Source organism: Streptomyces sp. NPDC079167 (assembly GCF_040686735.1).
GTDB lineage: Bacteria > Actinomycetota > Actinomycetes > Streptomycetales > Streptomycetaceae > Streptomyces.
In genome coordinates this window covers 514259-532533 of the sequence record NZ_JBFBLO010000001.1, presented here as the reverse complement: position 1 = coordinate 532533, position 18275 = coordinate 514259, and the positions used below count along the sequence as shown (strand labels likewise).

Annotated in this window: 14 protein-coding genes; 13 read left to right on the top strand and 1 reads right to left on the bottom strand. The window is 68.7% G+C overall.

The annotated features are described in order from the left end of the window. The first annotated feature begins 3 nt into the window (after positions 1 to 3). From rpmA to AB0P41_RS02460, 11 genes are all read left to right on the top strand, one after another. Positions 4 to 261, top strand: a complete 258-nt coding sequence (gene rpmA / locus AB0P41_RS02510; protein WP_014045902.1) for a 50S ribosomal protein L27 — start codon at positions 4 to 6, stop codon at positions 259 to 261. A gap of 139 nt (positions 262 to 400) precedes the next feature. Further along, a complete protein-coding gene (gene obgE / locus AB0P41_RS02505; RefSeq protein ID WP_356715502.1) occupies positions 401 to 1843 on the top strand; it encodes a GTPase ObgE in 1443 nt (480 codons plus the stop codon). Positions 1844 to 2142: 299 nt separating this feature from the next. Then, positions 2143 to 3645, top strand: a complete 1503-nt coding sequence (locus AB0P41_RS02500) for a bifunctional cytidylyltransferase/SDR family oxidoreductase (protein ID WP_356715500.1) — start codon at positions 2143 to 2145, stop codon at positions 3643 to 3645. 129 nt (positions 3646 to 3774) lie between these two features. Then, positions 3775 to 5820 (top strand): hypothetical protein, encoded by a 2046-nt coding sequence (locus tag AB0P41_RS02495; protein ID WP_365929567.1) that lies wholly within the window; start codon positions 3775 to 3777, stop codon positions 5818 to 5820. A gap of 365 nt (positions 5821 to 6185) precedes the next feature. Continuing rightward, the gene (locus AB0P41_RS02490) at positions 6186 to 7256 is read left to right on the top strand and encodes a glucose-1-phosphate thymidylyltransferase (RefSeq protein WP_356715496.1); all 1071 of its coding nucleotides are present in this window, start codon (positions 6186 to 6188) and stop codon (positions 7254 to 7256) included. Continuing rightward, on the top strand, positions 7253 to 8239 hold the full coding sequence (gene rfbB / locus AB0P41_RS02485) for a dTDP-glucose 4,6-dehydratase (RefSeq protein ID WP_356715494.1): 987 nt from the start codon (positions 7253 to 7255) through the stop codon (positions 8237 to 8239). The genes AB0P41_RS02490 and rfbB overlap by 4 nt, the downstream gene beginning before the upstream one ends. 138 nt (positions 8240 to 8377) lie before the next feature. Then, positions 8378 to 9256, top strand: a complete 879-nt coding sequence (gene rfbD, locus AB0P41_RS02480; protein WP_365929565.1) for a dTDP-4-dehydrorhamnose reductase — start codon at positions 8378 to 8380, stop codon at positions 9254 to 9256. Positions 9257 to 9580: 324 nt separating this feature from the next. Then, positions 9581 to 10345 carry a hypothetical protein gene (locus AB0P41_RS02475; RefSeq protein ID WP_365929563.1) on the top strand — a complete coding sequence of 255 codons (765 nt, stop codon included), beginning with the start codon at positions 9581 to 9583 and terminating at the stop codon, positions 10343 to 10345. Between the two features lie 237 nt (positions 10346 to 10582). After that, the gene (locus tag AB0P41_RS02470; RefSeq protein ID WP_356715488.1) at positions 10583 to 12586 is read left to right on the top strand and encodes a glycosyltransferase family A protein; all 2004 of its coding nucleotides are present in this window, start codon (positions 10583 to 10585) and stop codon (positions 12584 to 12586) included. A gap of 94 nt (positions 12587 to 12680) precedes the next feature. Next, positions 12681 to 13277, top strand: coding sequence for a dTDP-4-dehydrorhamnose 3,5-epimerase (gene rfbC / locus AB0P41_RS02465; RefSeq protein WP_365929561.1), 597 nt, complete (start codon positions 12681 to 12683; stop codon positions 13275 to 13277). 211 nt (positions 13278 to 13488) lie between these two features. Continuing rightward, the gene (locus tag AB0P41_RS02460; protein WP_365929559.1) at positions 13489 to 14709 is read left to right on the top strand and encodes a glycosyltransferase family 2 protein; all 1221 of its coding nucleotides are present in this window, start codon (positions 13489 to 13491) and stop codon (positions 14707 to 14709) included. A 55-nt stretch (positions 14710 to 14764) separates the two neighbouring features. On the opposite strand, the gene AB0P41_RS02455 is transcribed toward AB0P41_RS02460, so the two are convergent. Continuing rightward, entirely contained in the window at positions 14765 to 16177 is a 1413-nt protein-coding gene (locus AB0P41_RS02455) for a polysaccharide pyruvyl transferase family protein (protein WP_365929557.1), read from the bottom strand. Positions 16178 to 16495: 318 nt separating this feature from the next. On the opposite strand from AB0P41_RS02455, the gene proB reads away from it, so the two are divergent. Both proB and AB0P41_RS02445 read left to right on the top strand, forming a co-directional pair. After that, complete coding sequence (proB, locus tag AB0P41_RS02450) at positions 16496 to 17614, top strand: glutamate 5-kinase (RefSeq protein WP_365929953.1); 1119 nt, start codon at positions 16496 to 16498, stop codon at positions 17612 to 17614. Between the two features lie 130 nt (positions 17615 to 17744). Further along, positions 17745 to 18230 (top strand): hypothetical protein, encoded by a 486-nt coding sequence (locus AB0P41_RS02445; RefSeq protein WP_356715480.1) that lies wholly within the window; start codon positions 17745 to 17747, stop codon positions 18228 to 18230. The last annotated feature ends 45 nt before the right edge of the window (positions 18231 to 18275 follow it).

The window sequence follows — 18275 nt, the reverse complement described above, 5'->3', positions numbered from 1 at the left end:
GACATGGCACACAAGAAGGGCGCATCGTCCACTCGGAACGGGCGCGATTCCAATGCTCAGCGGCTCGGCGTGAAGCGCTTCGGCGGTCAGGCCGTGAACGCCGGTGAGATCCTGGTCCGCCAGCGCGGCACCCACTTCCACCCGGGCACGGGCGTCGGCCGTGGCGGCGACGACACGCTGTTCGCGCTGACCGCCGGTGCGGTGGAGTTCGGTACGCACCGTGGCCGCAAGGTCGTGAACATCGTTCCCGTCGCTGCCTGAGTCAGGCAACGGCTGAGCGACACAGCACCTTCCGAGGGCGGATCTCAGCTTTCCCGGTAACCGGGGAAGCGGGTCCGCCCTCGGCGCGTTACGTCAAGAGACATTCCCGTACTTTCCGCTGTACCTGGAGGCACCCACCATGACCACCTTCGTGGACCGCGTCGAGCTCCATGCCGCCGCGGGTAACGGAGGCCACGGCGTGGCCTCCGTACACCGTGAGAAGTTCAAGCCGCTCGGCGGCCCCGACGGGGGCAACGGCGGACGCGGCGGCGATGTGATCCTCGTCGTCGAGCAGGCCGTGACCACCCTGCTGGACTACCACCACCACCCCCACCGCAAGGCCACGAACGGCCAGCCCGGCGCCGGTGACAACCGCTCCGGCAAGGACGGCCAGGACCTCGTGCTGCCCGTGCCGGACGGCACCGTCGTCCTGGACAAGGCCGGCAACGTCCTCGCCGACATGGTCGGCCAGGGGACCACCTTCGTCGCGGGCCAGGGCGGCCGTGGCGGTCTCGGCAACGCCGCGCTGGCCTCCGCCCGCCGCAAGGCGCCCGGCTTCGCGCTGCTCGGCGAGCCCGGGGAGAGCCGGGACATCGTCCTGGAGCTCAAGACCGTCGCCGACGTCGCGCTCGTGGGTTACCCGAGCGCCGGCAAGTCCTCGCTGATCTCGGTGCTCTCCGCCGCCAAGCCGAAGATCGCGGACTACCCGTTCACCACCCTCGTCCCCAACCTGGGCGTCGTCACCGCCGGCTCGACCGTCTACACCGTCGCGGACGTCCCGGGGCTCATCCCCGGAGCCAGCGAGGGCAAGGGCCTCGGCCTGGAGTTCCTGCGGCACGTCGAGCGCTGCTCCGTCCTGGTGCACGTCCTGGACACCGCGACGGTGGAGTCGGACCGCGACCCGGTCTCCGACCTCGACATGATCGAGGAGGAGCTGCGGCTGTACGGCGGCCTCGAGGACCGCCCGCGCATCGTCGCCCTCAACAAGGTCGACATCCCGGACGGCCAGGACCTCGCGGACATGATCCGCCCGGACCTGGAGGCGCGCGGCTACCGCGTCTTCGAGGTGTCGGCCATCGCGCACAAGGGCCTCAACGAGCTCTCGTACGCCCTCGCCGGGATCATCGCAGAGGCGCGGGCCAGCAAGCCGAAGGAGGAGTCGACGCGGGTCGTCATCCGTCCCAAGGCCGTCGACGACGCCGGCTTCACCGTGACGGTGGAGGACGACGGCATCTACCGCGTGCGCGGTGAGAAGCCCGAGCGCTGGATCCGGCAGACCGACTTCAACAACGACGAGGCCGTCGGCTACCTCGCGGACCGGCTCAACCGGCTCGGTGTCGAGGACGAGCTGCGCAAGGCGGGTGCCCGGGCCGGCGACGGCGTGGCCATCGGCGCCGAGGACAACGCGGTCGTCTTCGACTGGGAGCCGACCATGGCCGCCGGGGCCGAGATGCTGGGCCGCCGTGGCGAGGACCACCGCCTGGAGGCGCCCCGCCCCGCCGCGCAGCGCCGCCGCGAGCGTGAGTCCGAGCACGACGTCGCGCAGCGCGAGTACGAGGGGTTCGAGCCCTTCAGCGACTGATGACGCGGTCCCGCCCGGCGACGGGGAGCCGCCCGGGCGGGACACGGAGTACAGAGGGTGCCGATGGGCCGCCCGGGTGAAATCCGGTGCGCGGAGGCTCCGCTCATAGGTGCTCCATGCCGCTCACTCGTGTGGTGTCGGTCACCTGCCCGCAGGGCCGCCGTTCAGGTGTTTCTCCTGTGTGGCAGGGGAACGGCAGGTGTTCACAGGGTGAGGCGCACTCGACGTTCACCTTGCGAGATGGTAACGGAGAGTGTAACCATCGGGATGTTCCCCAGCCCTCGCAAGGTAGGTCGTCTGTGTCTGAGCAGTACATAGCCCAAGTCCGCACCACGGCAGTCGTACTCGCCGGCGGTACCGGTCAGCGCGTGGGTCTGTCGATACCGAAGCAGCTGCTGAAGATCGCCGGCAAAGCCGTCATCGAGCACACCCTGAGCATCTTCCAGCAGGCCGAATCGATCGACGACGTCATCGTCCTGATGGCGCCGGGGTATGTCGCCGATGTCGAGAAGATCGTCGCGAAGGCCGGCCTGACCAAGGTCATCAAGGTGATCGAGGGCGGTTCGACCCGCAACGAGACCACCGAGCGTGCCATCGCGGCACTCGGCGAGGGCCTGGCCGAGGGGGAGGACCGCAACGTACTGTTCCACGACGCCGTGCGCCCTCTGCTCTCCCAGCGGGTGATCAAGGACTGCGTCGAGGCCCTCGATCGCTACCAGGCGGTCGACGTCGCCATCCCCTCCGCCGACACCATCATCGTGACCCGCACCCACGGCGAGGACGGCGCGTTCATCACGGACGTACCCGACCGCTCCCGGCTGCGTCGCGGCCAGACGCCCCAGGCGTTCAAGCTGTCGACCATCCGGCGGGCCTACGAGGTCGCCTCGGGTGACCCCAACTTCCAGGCCACCGACGACTGTTCGGTGGTCCTGAAGTACCTCCCGGACGTGCCGATCTACGTCGTCGCGGGCGACGAGTACAACATGAAGGTCACCCAGCCGGTCGACGTCTTCATCGCGGACAAGCTGTTCCAGCTGGCCTCGACCGCCGTGCCGCAGCCGACGGGCGAGGCGGGCTACCGGGAGCTGCTCACCGGCAAGACCATGGTGGTCTTCGGCGGGTCGTACGGCATCGGGGCCGACATCGCGTCGCTCGCGGAGTCGTTCGGCGCCAAGGTGTACGCCCTGGGGCGCTCCACCACGGGGACGCACATCGAGAACCCGGAACACGTCGACGAGGCGCTCTCCACGGCGTACGCGGAGACCGGGCGCATCGACTACGTGGTCAACACCGCCGGCGTCCTGCGCATCGGCAAGCTCGCGGAGACCGACAGCGCGACGATCCAGGAGGCGCTGAACGTCAACTACCTGGCGCCCGTCCAGATCGCCCGCGCCTCGTACAAGTACCTCGCGGAGACCAAGGGCCAGCTGCTGCTCTACACCTCCAGCAGCTACACCCGCGGCCGCGCCGAGTACAGCCTCTACTCCTCCACCAAGGCCGCCATGGTGAACCTCACCCAGGCGCTCTCGGACGAGTGGGCGGCGGACGGGGTCCGGGTGAACTGCGTCAATCCCGAGCGGACCGCGACGCCGATGCGGACCAAGGCGTTCGGCGAGGAGCCGGTGGGCTCGCTGCTCTCCTCCGAGGCCGTGGCCCGGACGTCCGTGGACGTCCTGCTGTCCGAGATGACCGGCCATGTGATCGATGTCCGCCAGCAGGACCCGACCCGGGGTGCCAGCGAGGCGTCGGGCTTCGAGCAGGCCCTGGCCTCGGTGCTGGACCGTCAGATCGATGTGCCATAATCAGTGATCGACTATTCGGACCCCGTCGGTTCGCCGTAAGGGCGAAACCGGCGGGGTCCGAATGCGTGAAGGCGCTCTTCACAATTTCCCCGCAAGGTTATCCAGTCGGATTCTCAGGAGCGGTACTTCGTGATTTCGAAAGCCATTCGTTTGGCTCGTGTCGGCAGCGGTTCGGAGCTGGCCGCCGCGCTTCTCCTGGGTCTGGGCTTCCCGTGCATCATGGCCGCGGCCATCGCCCCCAACCTGTGGTTCTTCGCGGCGGCAGCCTTCGTGACGTATGCGGCGGACCAGTATCTGCACCGCTGCGGCAGCTATCTCATCAACCGGCTCGCCGCGGTGCGCGCGGGTCTTTCGATCCGCTTCCTGGTGCGTCAGCTGCTGCTGGTCCTGCTGCTCTCGCGCATGGGCTACGGCGAGGCGACCCTCTTCTACGTGACGGTGGCCTGCCTGCTGGCCTTCTACGGGCTCCAGGCGCCGCAGAGCGCGATAGTCACCCTCATCAGGCTGCGCCGCAAGCTGCCGGTGGTCACACGGAACATCGACCTGAGCGCCGTGTCCATCGGTAACGCCCCGCCGCGCAGGCTGATGAGCCGCCCGGCCGAGAAGATGCTGCACCTGGACCTGTTCGGCCTGATCGGCGTGCTGATCGCCATCGAGACCGGCACCGCCGCCTTCGCGTACGCCGGCCTGGCGCTCATGCTCGGCTTCGCCGTCCTCTACCTCGCCGCGCTGCTGCCCTACGCGCGCCCCAGCCGCCTCGTCCCGCCGGAGGCCAAGGTCCTCGCGGCGGTCGACGACTGGCTGCGCAGCTACCGGCCGACGGTCATCATGTACTTCTCCGGCTCGAAGGATTCGGCGTACCAGGTGAACATGTGGCTGGAGACGATGGCCCAGCTCGGGGGGCGGCCGCTGATCTTCCTGCGTGAGCGCAACATCGTCCCGCAGCTGGCCATGACCTCGGTGCCGGTGCTCTGCGTGCCCGGCGGGGTCCACCTGATGAACCTGGACCTCTCGTCGGTCCGTGTGGCGCTGTACGCGGCGAACGTCGGCAAGAACATCCACATGCTGCGGGTCCCGACGATGAAGCACGTCTTCATCGGGCACGGCGACAGCGACAAGCTCGCCAGCGTCAACCCCTACAGCAAGGTGTACGACGAGGTGTGGACCGCCGGGAAAGCCGGGCGGGACCGCTACGCGCTGGCCGACGTCGGCATCCGCGACGAGGACATCGTCGAGGTGGGGCGCCCCCAGCTCGCCTCGATCAAGGCGTGGACCGGCGCCCCCAAGAACCCGGTCCCGACCGTGCTGTACGCCCCCACCTGGGAGGGCTGGGACGACAACCCCGGCAACACCTCGCTGCTGCTGGCGGGCGAGAACATCGTCAGGCGTCTGCTCACCGCCGAAGAGCCGGTCCGGGTGCTCTACAAGCCGCACCCCTTCACCGGCACCCGCAGCCGGCAGGCGAAGGCCGTGCACGCCCGTATCACCGCGATGATCGAGAAGGCCGCCACCGAACGCGCCACCGACCCCCGGTGGGCGAAGGAGCGCGAGGCGCTCCGCGCGGACCAGGCCGAGGCGCGGGCCGCGATGCTCCGCATCGAGACGCAGCTGTCCCGGCTCGCCGGCAGCGCGCAGACCGACCGGGACGAGGCCGAGCAGTCCAGGGACGCCAAGGTCGACCCGGGGACCGAGGCGGAGACCGCGAAGCTCAGGGAGGAGTGGAACGACGCCTACTGGCGTTCCACCGGCTGGTGGGAGCACAAGGTCATCGTCGGGGCCGCCCCCCGTCTGTACGACTGCTTCAACGAGTCGGACGCCATGGTCTCGGACATCTCCAGCGTGGTCTCGGACTTCATCGCGAGCGGCAAGCCGTACGCCGTGACCGACTCGGCCGCGATGGGCGTGGAGGAGTTCCGGCGCCAGAACACCGCCGTACGCGCCGCGGTGATCCTCTCGAACTCGGCGGTCGAGCTGGACGAGCTGCTGGCCGCCGTCACCGACCCGGCGGCCGACTCCCTGGGCGAGGACCGGCGTGAGCTGAAGCAGTACCTGCTCGGCCCCGACGAGCCCACCTCCCTCGAGCAGTTCGACACGGCGGTCCGGGAACTGGCCGCCAAGGCGGAGGCGCGCAACATCGGCGTCGCCCGGAGCCTCGGCGAACCCGTGGGCGGCTGATCCCGCGGAGCACACATCGGGCATGGGCCCGTCGAAACCTGGAAACGGGTTTCGGCGGGCCTTTGTGGTGCAGCTCACAGGTCGAAAAAGCGTGTCGCGCACAACCAACGCGCCGTATCGGTTGTCTCAATTGAACGTGAACGACAGTGCGATTCCCGGCGGCTGCACGACGTCGCCGGGGTGTACACCGGTGACGCCGTGTTCACTCCTCGGCCCGCGCGACCGGGTGGACGCGCCGGTCCTACCTTTCCGTGCGGCAGGGGAGCAAGGGATTTCACAGTAAAATCACATCGCGTTCAGCATGCTTCGTTCGCACCGGTGTCCGGCACTCGATCACCACACTCTCAATATGGGGACAGAAAAACGTGAAGGCTCTCGTACTCTCCGGTGGGGCGGGCACCCGTCTGCGCCCCATCACCCACACATCGGCCAAGCAGCTGGTGCCGGTCGCCAACAAGCCGGTTCTCTTCTACGGCCTCGAGGCCATCGCCGACGCGGGCATCACCGAGGTCGGCATCGTCGTCGGTGACACGGTCGACGAGATCCGGGAAGCGGTGGGTGACGGCTCGGAGTTCGGTCTCGAGGTCACCTACATCCCGCAGGACGAGCCGCTGGGCCTGGCCCACGCCGTGCTCATCTCCCGGGAGTTCCTCGGCGACGACGACTTCGTCATGTACCTCGGCGACAACTTCATCGTCGGCGGCATCAGCGGGCTGGTGGAGGAGTTCCGCAGTGACCGGCCCGACGCCCAGATCCTGCTGACGCATGTCCCCAACCCCACCTCCTTCGGTGTCGCGGAGCTCGACTCCGACGGGCGGGTCGTCGCCCTGGAGGAGAAGCCGAAGGCCCCCAAGAGCGATCTGGCCCTGGTCGGCGTCTACCTCTTCACCCCCTCCATCCACGAGGCGGTCCGCTCCATCGAGCCGTCCTGGCGGGGCGAGCTGGAGATCACCCACGCCATCCAGTGGCTGATCGACCAGCAGCGGAACGTGCGCTCCACCACGATCTCCGGGTACTGGAAGGACACCGGCAACGTCACCGACATGCTGGAGGTCAACCGCTCGGTGCTGGAGACCGTCGAGCCGCACGCCGAGGAGGCGGAGGTCGACGACGCCAGCGAGATCATCGGCAGGGTCCGCATCGAGAAGGGGGCCAAGGTGACCGGGAGCCGCATCGTAGGCCCCGTGATCATCGGGGCGGACTCGGTGATCAGCGACTCCTACGTCGGCCCGTTCACCTCGGTCTCCGAAGGCTGCAACATCGCGGACAGTGAGATCGAGTACTCCATCGTCCTCAGGGACGCCTCCATCATCGGAGTCCGGCGGGTCGAGGCGTCGCTCATCGGCCGCAACGTCGAAGTGACCCCCGCGCCCCGCAGCCCGTCCGCCCACCGACTCGTGCTCGGTGACCACAGCAAGGTACAGATCTCCTCATGACGACCAACATCCTGGTGACCGGCGGGGCCGGCTTCATCGGTTCCCACTACGTCCGCACGGTGCTGGGCCCCGAGGGGCCGGGCGACGTGGCTGTCACGGTGCTCGACAAGCTCACCTACGCGGGCAACCCGGCCAACCTCGACGAGGTCCGTGACCACCCCGGCTTCGCCTTCGTGCAGGGTGACATCTGCGATCCCGAGCTCGTCGGCAAGCTGATGGCCGAACACGACCAGGTGGTGCACTTCGCCGCCGAGTCGCATGTGGACCGCTCCATCGACGGCGGTGCAGAGTTCGTCCGCACGAACGTCGTGGGCACGCACACCCTGATCCACGCCGCGCACCTGGCCGGGATCAAGACCTTCGTGCACATCTCGACGGACGAGGTCTACGGGTCGATCGACGAGGGCTCCTGGCCGGAGACGCACCCGCTCGAGCCCAACTCGCCGTACTCCTCCGCCAAGGCGTCCAGCGACCTGATCGCCCTCTCGTACCACCGCACGCACGGTCTCGACGTGCGGGTGACCCGGTGCTCCAACAACTACGGGCACCACCACTTCCCCGAGAAGGTCATCCCGCTCTTCGTCACCAACCTGCTGGACGGCAAGACCGTCCCGCTGTACGGCGACGGGGCGAACGTCCGCGACTGGCTGCACATCGACGACCACGTCCAGGGCATCGAGCTGGTGCGCACGAAGGGCCGGGCCGGCGAGGTCTACAACATCGGCGGTGGCACCGAACTCTCCAACAAGGAGCTGACCGGCCTGCTGCTCGAGGCCTGCGGCGCCGACTGGGAGACCAGCGTGACCTACGTCGAGGACCGCAAGGGCCACGACCGCCGCTACTCGGTGGACTGCGCCAAGATCAGGGAAGAGCTCGGCTACGTGCCCCGCAAGGACTTCAAGCAGGGGCTCGCCGAGACCGTCCAGTGGTACCGCGACAACCGCGACTGGTGGGAGCCGCTGAAGGACCGCGCGGCGCTCTGAGCCCTACGCCCTACGATGCCGGTGAAGCCCGGCGGTGAGCGACGCGGGAGCCGGACCGAAGGGGCTCCGGCTCCCCTGCTGCCGGGTTCACCGGCTCACGGTTCACGCCGGCAGGCACAACAGAAAGCGGGATGCGGTATGAGCGGCAGTTGGCTGGTCACAGGAGCGGGCGGGATGCTCGCGCAGGACGTCCTGGCCAGGCTGGCCCGGGACGGCGAGAGCGCCGTGGGCCTGGACCGCAAGGCGCTGGACATCACCGACGCGGATTCCGTACGACGGGCCGTCGAGGAACACGGTCCGTCCGTGATCGTCAACTGCGCCGCCTGGACCGCGGTGGACGACGCCGAGACCCGCGAGGACGAGGCGCTGCGCATCAACGGCGAAGGCCCCCGGCTCCTCGCCGAGGTCTGCGCCGAGCACGGAATCGTGCTCCTCCAGGTCTCCACCGACTACGTTTTCGACGGGCAGGCGGACGAGCCGTACGCCGAGGACGCGCCCACCGCGCCGAGGAGCGCCTATGGGCGGACCAAGCTGGCGGGCGAGCGGGCCGTCCTCTCCCTGCTGCCCGACCGGGGCTACGTCGTCCGCACCGCGTGGCTGTACGGAGCGGGCGGGGGCAACTTCGTCCGTACGATGATCAAGCTCGAGGGCATCAAGGACACGCTGGACGTCGTGGACGACCAGCTGGGCCAGCCCACCTGGACCGGTGACCTGGCCGACCGGCTCGTACGGCTGGGACGGGGCGCCTTGGCCGGCACGGCACCGGCGGGCATCTACCACGGAACCAGCAGCGGCGAGACCACCTGGTTCGGTTTCACCCGGGCCATCTTCGAGCAGTTGGGCGCCGACCCGGAACGTGTCCGCCCGACCACCAGCGCTGCGTTCGCCAGGCCGGCTCCGCGTCCCGCGTACAGCGTGCTGGGTCACGACCGCTGGGCGAAAGCCGGTCTCGAACCCATCCGCAATTGGCGGGAGGCGCTCGCGGAGTCTTTCAAGGATCTCCACGGAACTCCGTGACCTGTGGTGATTGCCGACTGTTGCCCGGACCCAGTAAGTTCACTGCTTATCGAGCCGGTCGGCGCGGGCTGACGCATTTCGGCGTCCACGCTGTTCCTGTGCCGGCCGAGCCGGCGAATCGACTTTGAACTCCGGGGTTCACGAATCGCTGACGAGCTGGACTTCTGGGTATCACGACCCACCGTTGTGATGCCTGCGCAGTGTTCCATACGGAAGGGGATCCGTACGATGGCAACAACGACGGCTGCAAAGAAGATGGTCAGGGCAATTGTCGGAGAGGCGGGATGGAAGCGGCTGCGCCGCCTCCGGAGGAGACTGGCGGGAGTGCCCGCCCCTGTTCCGCGCCCCGCCGCGCCGCGCCCGGCCGCGCCCACGGGAATCGCTGCGATCTCGCACGACCTGCGCAAGCTCGCCCAGCACTTCAGGACGGACAAGTGGGGAACACACCGCTACGCGCAGCACTATCAGCGGCACCTCGAGCATCTGAAGAATGACTCCTTCAATCTGCTGGAGATCGGTATCGGCGGCTACAGCAGAGCGGGGCAAGGCGGAGCGTCCCTGCGTATGTGGAAGCACTTCTTCCCCAAGGCGCAGATCTTCGGAATGGACATCCAGGACAAGTCATTTGTCGACGAGGACCGGATCACGACCTTCATCGGCGACCAGTCCGACCCCGGCTCCCTCATCGGTGTGGCCTCGAAGATCGGCACGCTGGACGTCATCATCGACGACGGCAGCCACCTGAGCCCGCACATTCTGACCACGTTCGAGACGCTTTTCCCGCTGCTCAAGGACGGCGGCATCTATGCCGTCGAGGACACGCAGACCTCGTACTGGCCGGAATGGCAGGGCAGCGAGGACCGGGACGACCCGAAGACCAGCATGTCGATGCTGAAAAAGCTCGCCGACGGCCTCAACTACGAGGAGTTCGTGGACGAGGGTTACGAGCCGTCCTACACCGACCTCAACATTGTGGGCATGCACTTCTACCACAACCTTGTCATCATCGAGAAGGGCAAGAACGCAGAAGGTACGAACAAGAAGCGGGTGCTCAAGAAGCGCTACAGCGAGGAAGGCGCCAAGAGCTGAATGCGTGGCCCGTCCGGCGTCCGTTCCCGAAGACGCCGGACTCCGACCGCCGCCGGGCACATTCTGAGCCCGGCGGCTCGTCGTTCACCCCCGTACCGGCCCGTTACTCATTGTCCTCGCCTGATTACCGAACAACCACCCCGGAGAAGAGTCTCCCTCTCCGGATATATCCTGTCGGGCGGGCGTCCCGGGTGGGATTCAGCGCCGATTTCTCCTGATTACCAGATGAGGTTCTGCATGTCCGTCAAGGTCAGCGTCGTCATTCCCGTCTACAACCCGGGCGAGTACATCGAGGACTGCATTTCCTCCCTGTTGCGGCAGTCCCTGCCGGACGACGAGTACGAGGCCATCTTCGTCGACGACGGATCCACGGACGCGACCCCCGCCCGCCTGGACGAACTCGCCGCCGCCCACCCGAACATGCACGTCATCCACCAGGAGTCGTCCGGCTGGTCGGGCAAGCCGCGCAACGTCGGGACAGCGGCGGCCAAGGGTGAGTTCGTCATGTACGTCGACAACGACGACTGGCTCGGCGACGAGGCGCTCGAACGCATGTACCGCTACGGCGTGGAGAACGGTTCCGACGTCATCATCGGGAAGATGGCGGGCAAGGGCCGTCCGGTCCCGGTGGAGCTCTTCCGCGTCAACCGCCCGAGGGCGAGCGTCTCCAACGCCCCGCTGATCGACAGCCTGACGCCGCACAAGATGTTCCGCAGGGAGTTCCTGGAGAGCAAAGGCATCAAGTTCCGCGAGGGACGCAGGCGCCTGGAGGACCACGTCTTCGTCGTGGAGACCTACCTGCGGGCGGCGAACATCTCCGTCCTCAGCGACTACCTGTGCTACTACCACATCAAGCGCGAGGACGCCTCGAACGCCGGTTTCCAGCGCTTCGACCCGGTGGGCTACTACGGCAACCTCCGTGAAGCGCTCGACATCGTCGAGCAGTACACCGAGCCTGGGAAGATCCGTGACGGCCTCTACCGCCGCTGGCTGCGCAACGAGATGGTGGAGCGGCTCCGCGGCAAGCGGCTGCTGAGCCTTCCCGAGGACTACCGCGCGGAGCTCTTCACCGAGATCCGGGGTGTGGTCACCGAGCGGTTCGGCCCGGGCGTCGCCGCGGGCATGCAGCCGACCCAGCAGATAGTCGCCGCGCTCATCGTGGACGACCGCCTCGGTGACATCGAGGAGCTGGCCCGCTGGGAGTCCGGCATCAAGCCCGCGGGGCGACTCGAGAGCCTCGCCTGGGACGGCGGCACCCTGAAGGTCGGCTTCACCGCCGAGTACCAGGTGTCGGACGCGCCGATGACCTTCCGTTCCGTGGACGGCGAGGACCTGCTCGCCCCGCAGCTCGCCGGGGAGACCCTGAGCAGGATCGCCGGCCTCGGGGTCAGCACCGTGGCGCCGGTCGCGAAGTCGAAGGTCGACCTCGTCGTGCGTGAGCGCTCCACGGCTGCCGAGTTCTTCCAGCCGGTCGAGTTCACGAGGGAACGGATCCCGGTCGGGGACGGCTCCACGTTCCGGCAGGAACTCCGGGCCTCGGCGACGATCGACCCGGAGACCGCCGCCAACGGGGCGCCGCTCGGGGACGGCATCTGGGACATCCTCTTCCGGATCAGCTCCTGTGGCTGGACCAAGGAGACCCGCCTGGGATCGGTCCGTGCCGACCAGGTCGAGGAGAGCCGCCTCGCCCGCCTGACCGGCTCGCCGCGCAGGGTGGTCCTGCCCTACTGGACCGAGCCGCACGGCAACCTCTCCCTCGACGTGGACCTCGCCACCAGCCGTATCGACCGGGACGTGCGACGGCTCGCGCCCGAGGACGTCCGGATCGAGAGCGGCCGCGTGAAGCTGCCGCTGCCGCTCGCGGTGGGCCCTGCGGCCGGCACCGAGCCCGTGGTCCTGCGCTTCAAGTCCGCGGGCGCCGACACGGTCCAGGCGGACGCCACCCTCACCGCGGCACCCGAGGGCGCCGTGCTGACCGCCGAACTGCCCGGCGGCCTGATTCCGGGACAGGTCTGGGACATGGGGCTGGGCATGCCGTCGGCCAGGCGCGGCAAGCCGCGGTGGAGCGCGCTGCCCGCGGTGCTCCGGGTCGCGGACGACGGCACCGTCGAGGCCGCGAAGCCCGCTCCCACGAAGAAGCCCGCCGCCAAGCCCGCGGCCAAGAAGCCCGCGCCCGCTCCGAAGAAGCGATCCTTCCCCCGGCGCGTGGCGGGCAGGCTCAAGCGCGGCCTGTTCGGCTGAGGGCCCGGCCCGCCACGACGGCGGGCCGGCCTCCGGATCCGGCGGCGTACACCGCAGCGCACAGCACAGTCAGTCGAGAAAGAAGTAGAGACGTATGCGACCTCTGTCCATCGAAGGCGCCTGGGTTCACGAGCCGAAGGTGTTCCCGGACGACCGCGGCAGCTTCCACGAGTGGTTCCGGGGCGCGGACTTCCGTACCGCGACCGGACAGGAACTCAGCCTCGTCCAGGCGAACTGCTCGGTGTCGAAGCGCGGCACCCTGCGCGGCATCCACTACGCGGACGTGCCGCCGAGCCAGGCGAAGTACGTCAAGTGTGTGCGGGGCGCGGTTCTCGACGTCATCGTCGACATCAGGGTCGGCTCCCCGACGTACAAGCAGTGGGAGATCGTCCGGCTCGACGACGAGACCCACCACGCGGTCTACCTCTCCGAAGGCCTCGGACACGCCTTCTTCGCCCTGAGCGACGACGCCACCGTGGTCTACCTCTGCTCCGAGGGATACGCCCCCGAGCGCGAGCACGGCATCAACCCGCTCGACCCGGGTCTGGCCATCACCTGGCCCGAGGGCATCGCCCCCCTGCTCTCCCCGAAGGACGAGCAGGCGCCGACGCTCGCCGAGGCGGAGGAGCGTGGCCTGCTGCCCCGCTACGAGGACTGTGTCTCCTTCCGGGAGCAGCTGCGCGCACGCTGATCCGACCCGCGGGCTCCTGGCCCGCGCGGAGCCGTTCCCCGCACGTCCACAGGTAGTCCGGTGTCAGAGGCAACCTTATGAACGGCCTGTCCGTCTCCTTTGACAAGAGGGGAACGGGCAGGCCGCTTTCGTGTGCCCGTGCGAGGAACGCGACATGAACCGCAGTTCCACCGTCTTCTCCTGAAGAGCGAAGTGTCCGGACCGGGGAGAGATGAGCACAAGCGCACCAGACGTCAGCATCGTCATCGGGGCCTACGAGGCGATGCCGTACCTGATCCGCTGCCTGGAGTCCGTGGAGGCGCAGACCCTGCCCGCCGGACGGATGGAGATCATCGCCGTCGACGACGGGTCCACGGACGGCACGGGGGAGTACCTGGACGAGTTCGCCGCGCGTACCGCGATCGAGACCCGTGTCGTCCACCAGGAGAACTCCGGCGGACCCAGCGGGCCGCGCAACGTCGGACTGGGGCTGGCCCGCGGGCGCTACGTCTTCTTCCTCGACGCGGACGACTACTTCGGCGAGGAGGCGCTGGAACGGCTGGTCGCGATGGGCGACCGCGCCGGTACCGACGTGGTGCTCGGCAAGGTCGTCGGCGTCAACCGCGGAGCGCCGAAGTCGATGTGGAAGGAGACCGTCGAGCGTGCCGACCTCTTCTCCTCGCGCATCAAGTTCACCCTCAGCGCGCAGAAGCTCTTCCGGCGGGAGATGCTCGTGCGGCTCGGTCTGACCTTCGACGAAGGGCTGAAGACCGGCGAGGACGCGCTCTTCACCATGGAGGCGTACCTGCGCGGCAACGGGGTGTCCGTCGTCGCCGACTACACCTGCTACTACCTGGTGGGCCGGGACGACGGCAAGCACGTGACCCGGAGCGGGAGCTACCGGCTGCGCTTCGACTCCGCACGGGCGCTGACGGAGCTCATCGCGGCGCAGCTCCCTCCGGGGCCCGAGCGGGACGACCTGATGGTCCGGCCCTTCGTCATCACCCTGCTGCCGCAGTTCGGCCCGTCCCTGCTGCGGCAGTCCGAGGCGGTGCGGAGGGAGAAGATGGAGCTGGCCGCCCCGCTGCTCAAGGCCTACTGGTCCGCGGGCCTGGGCCGCCGTCTCAAGGTCCACGAGCGGCTGCGGCTGGCCTGTGTGGCCAGTGGCCGGCTCGATCTTCTCCTGGACGTCCTCCGGTTCATGGCGGACAAGCAGGAGCCCGAGGTGGTCCGCAAGGGGCTCCGGGGCAGGGCGTACCTGGCCTATCCGCACTTCGGCGAGGACGCGGGGCTGCCGGACTCCGCCTACGAGCTGACCGTGCGGGAGTGGGTCGGCGGCAAGCGGATCGAGGTGCCGAAGCGGCAGACCGTCACCTCGATCACGCGACGCCTCGTCCGCAAGGCGGGCAGGGCGGCCCGGTCGGCGCGGCGCACCCCGCACCGCGCGCGTTAGGGCCCGGGCGGACGCGGGAACGGCCTGCCTTGCTGCTCCGGCTCGATGCTCCGGCTCACTGCTCCGGGCGGAGGAACTTCCTGACGGGCCTGCCCACCACGCGCCGGGCGCGCCGGTACGTGGCGCCCGCGCCGCCGCGTGCCCTGGTTCCGAAGCGGTCGGTCCTGCCGGTGAGCTGGGCCCGCCGCAGCTCGTTGTTCTCCTCCGTCAGCTCCTGGAGCCTGCTCTGCAGCCAGCCGAAGCGGCTGCTCAGGGTCTCCGGGTCGGTGTCGGTCCACGGCCGGGCGGCGGGCGGCAGGACGAGTTTGGACATCTGTGCGTCGAACGCCTTGCCGCCGTCGCCGTGGTGGAAGGTGTTCTCCAGGCCGTTCTTCTCCATGAAGCCGGTGAAACGGAGGAAGCGTTCCTTGTGGCCGTTCACCAGCTCACCGAAGTCCGCCGCCTCGTAGAGCTCGGCGGGGTCGATGTTCTTGGGCGTCTCGGAGATCTTGCGGTGCGGAATGCCGAAGTAACGGCAGAGCTCCAGGGTCCGCGAGTCGCTGCAGAGCACGGTGCTCGGGACGCCGGCCAGCAGCGCGGCGATGTTCCCGTGGATGCGCGAGCCGAACGAGAAGTCGAACGCGCGCAGCTCCTCGATCCAGGTGGCCGGGTCGACGTAGAGCCGGACCTTGCCCTCCCGGTACATCGGGTGGGACGGGTGGGTCGGCATCGAGGTCTGGGCGCCGATCGGGTTCGACGTCTGCCGCCAGTGGAGCAGCTCGGCCTCGAGAAGGTTCTGCCCGATGAACCGCAGGTTCGGATAGCGCTTGTGGGCCTGACGGATGATGGCGTCGAGGCCGTGCGAACGTACGGCGCTGTGCGATCCGTTCACCGAGATGCGGGAGTCCGTCGTGAGCGACTCGGTCTTCTTGTCGAGCGTGAACGTCTCGCCGTTCATGAACATGGAGGGGCAGCCGATGACCTCGACGTCCCGGAATCCCATGTTCTTGAGGTACTGCTCGGTGAACTCGCCCCGCACGCCGATGGAGGCGCTGCGGTTGAGCACCTCGGTGACGAATTCCCTGACGGTCGGCTCCATGGCCTTGAGCCGGGAAGCGTCGTACTTGAGGTCGGCCTGCGCGCCGACACCCAGGACGACCACGGGGATGCGCAGTTTCTTGATCAGCTGCGTCATCCGCTTCAGGGGCCGCTCGAACGTCGGGCGGAAGGCGTTCGCCAGAGGGACGACGAATACGTCGAACTCCTCGTTCATGCGTTCGGCGGCCGCCGGGTCCGTACGGATGCCGTTGGAGAAGACCTCTGCCCGCGGAGTCGTCAGAAGCTTGTGCGCCGCGTCACTGAAGATCAGGTTGCCCGCGTTGGTCGCGAAGACATCTCTGTCGAGGGACTGTTCGAGCGAAGCCACATCGAAGGGGCTTTTGCCCGATCTGAGGAGAATGCGCTTCTGGCGGGAGAGTTCATCTGTCACGCAATAGAGGGTAGCTCTATGAATGGGGGGTGGAGATTGCGTAAATAGCCCCATTCGGGGGCATGTCGAAACGTGACCCTGGCCGGTCGTTCTGTGTAATGACGTCCCCGCGGCGACAGCAGCTGAGACGGCTCGGTGCCGGCCCCGCCCCCTCGCGTAGATTGAGCGGAACCGAGCAGGACGACGTGATGGGGACGGGCGTACGTGTCAGGGGCAAGGGAATCCGAAGGCGCGGCAAGGGAGCCCGAAGGTGCGGCAAGGGTGCCCGAAGGTGCACTCCACACACCCTCCGGGAGCGGCGTGGGGCGCAGGCCCGGTGTGACCGACGCCCGCCGGATCGTGGTCAAGGTCGGCTCCTCCTCGCTCACCACAGCGGCGGGAGGGCTTGACGCCGATCGGGTGGACGCGCTCGTCGACGTCCTCGCCAAGGTGAGGAGCGGCGGGGAGCGCGAGATCGTCCTCGTCTCCAGCGGCGCCATCGCGGCCGGCCTCGCACCCCTCGGGCTCGTCCGCAGACCCAAGGACCTGGCCCGCCAGCAGGCCGCGGCCAGTGTCGGCCAGGGACTCCTCGTCGCCCGCTACACCGCGTCCTTCGCCCGGTACGGCGTACGCGTCGGACAGGTGCTGCTGACCTCGGACGACACCAGCCGGCGCGCCCACTACCGCAACGCCTACAGCACGCTCGACCAGCTCCTGGAGATGGGAGCTTTCCCCGTCGTCAACGAGAACGACACGGTCGCCACGGACGAGATCCGGTTCGGGGACAACGACCGGCTCGCCGCACTGGTCGCCCATCTGGTGCACGCGGACCTGCTCGTCCTCCTGTCCGACGTCGACGGCCTCTACGACGGGGACCCGAGCCGGCCGGGCACCTCCCGCATCGCGGAGGTGAGCGGACCGGCCGACCTGGAAGGCGTCACCATCGGCAGCGCGGGAAAGGCGGGTGTCGGCACCGGAGGCATGGTCACCAAGGTGGAGGCGGCCCGGATCGCCACCGCCGCCGGGATCCCGGTCGTCCTCACCTCGGCGAGCCACGTCGCCGACGCCCTCGGCGGGCGTGACACCGGCACGTACTTCCACCGCACCGGGCGCCGCTCGGCCGACCGGCTGCTCTGGCTGGCCCACGCCTCGACACCGCAGGGCGCCCTCGTGCTCGACGACGGGGCCGTGCGCGCGGTCGTCGAGCGCCGGACGTCCCTGCTCCCCGCCGGTATCTCCGCGGTCGAGGGCGAGTTCTCCGCAGGGGACCCGGTCGAGCTGCGGGACCCGGCCGGCCGGGCCGTCGCCCGCGGGCTGGTCAACTTCGACGCCAAGGAGATCCCGCAGCTGCTCGGCCGGTCCACCCGCGACCTCGCGCGCGAGCTGGGCCCGGCCTACGAGCGGGAAGTCGTACACAGGGACGATCTCGTCGTCCTCGCGCCCCGCCCGACCCCCTGAAACGGCTGAAAGTCCAGCCTTCGGGCGGACACCTTCATGAAAACCGCCCCACATCCGGTCCCGGGCTGGTCAACTTTGTCACGGGGACACAGTGGGGTCGGCACAGCTACACATTCACAGGAGGCCGCCGGTGAGACGAGCGCGCCCGGGGGCGCTGCCCCGCGGAACGGGCAGCCGTGCCCTGACCAGCGTCGGGGCGGGAGCCGACTACGTCGGCACGCCCACCGACCGGACCACCGAGCAGGAACCGGTGGTGACGGACGAGGAGCTGACCCGCTCCAAGCTGTGGCACATCACCCTCAGCGTCTCCGGCGGTGAGACACCGCTGAAGGAGGTCAGACGCGGACTGGAACAGCTGGCGCACGACCACCCGTTCCTGCTGACCAGCCGGTACGCCAACGACCACGCGGAGATCCGCTACTGGGAAGAGGCCCGGGACCTCCACGACGCCGCGGCGGTGGCGCTGCGGCTGTGGGGCGAGCACCGGTCCAGCGCGAAGCTCCCGCCCTGGGAGATCGTCGGCCTGGAGGTCATCGACCGGGAGACCTACCACCTGCGCATCGCCGAGGGCTACGGACCGCCACCGGCCGCCCCCGTCGGGGTGCACCCGTACTGACGGGGGCATACCGGACCGGGTGTGCGGACGCTGATACGCCTGTCT

Bases quoted from the DNA above. Each gene is read 5' to 3' on its own strand.
- rpmA (WP_014045902.1), top strand. From the start codon at position 4: ATGGCACACAAGAAGGGCGCATCGTCCACTCGGAACGGGCGCGATTCC.
- obgE (WP_356715502.1), top strand. From the start codon at position 401: ATGACCACCTTCGTGGACCGCGTCGAGCTCCATGCCGCCGCGGGTAAC.
- rfbB (WP_356715494.1), top strand. From the start codon at position 7,253: ATGACGACCAACATCCTGGTGACCGGCGGGGCCGGCTTCATCGGTTCC.
- rfbD (WP_365929565.1), top strand. From the start codon at position 8,378: ATGAGCGGCAGTTGGCTGGTCACAGGAGCGGGCGGGATGCTCGCGCAG.
- AB0P41_RS02470 (WP_356715488.1), top strand. From the start codon at position 10,583: ATGTCCGTCAAGGTCAGCGTCGTCATTCCCGTCTACAACCCGGGCGAG.
- rfbC (WP_365929561.1), top strand. From the start codon at position 12,681: ATGCGACCTCTGTCCATCGAAGGCGCCTGGGTTCACGAGCCGAAGGTG.
- AB0P41_RS02460 (WP_365929559.1), top strand. From the start codon at position 13,489: ATGAGCACAAGCGCACCAGACGTCAGCATCGTCATCGGGGCCTACGAG.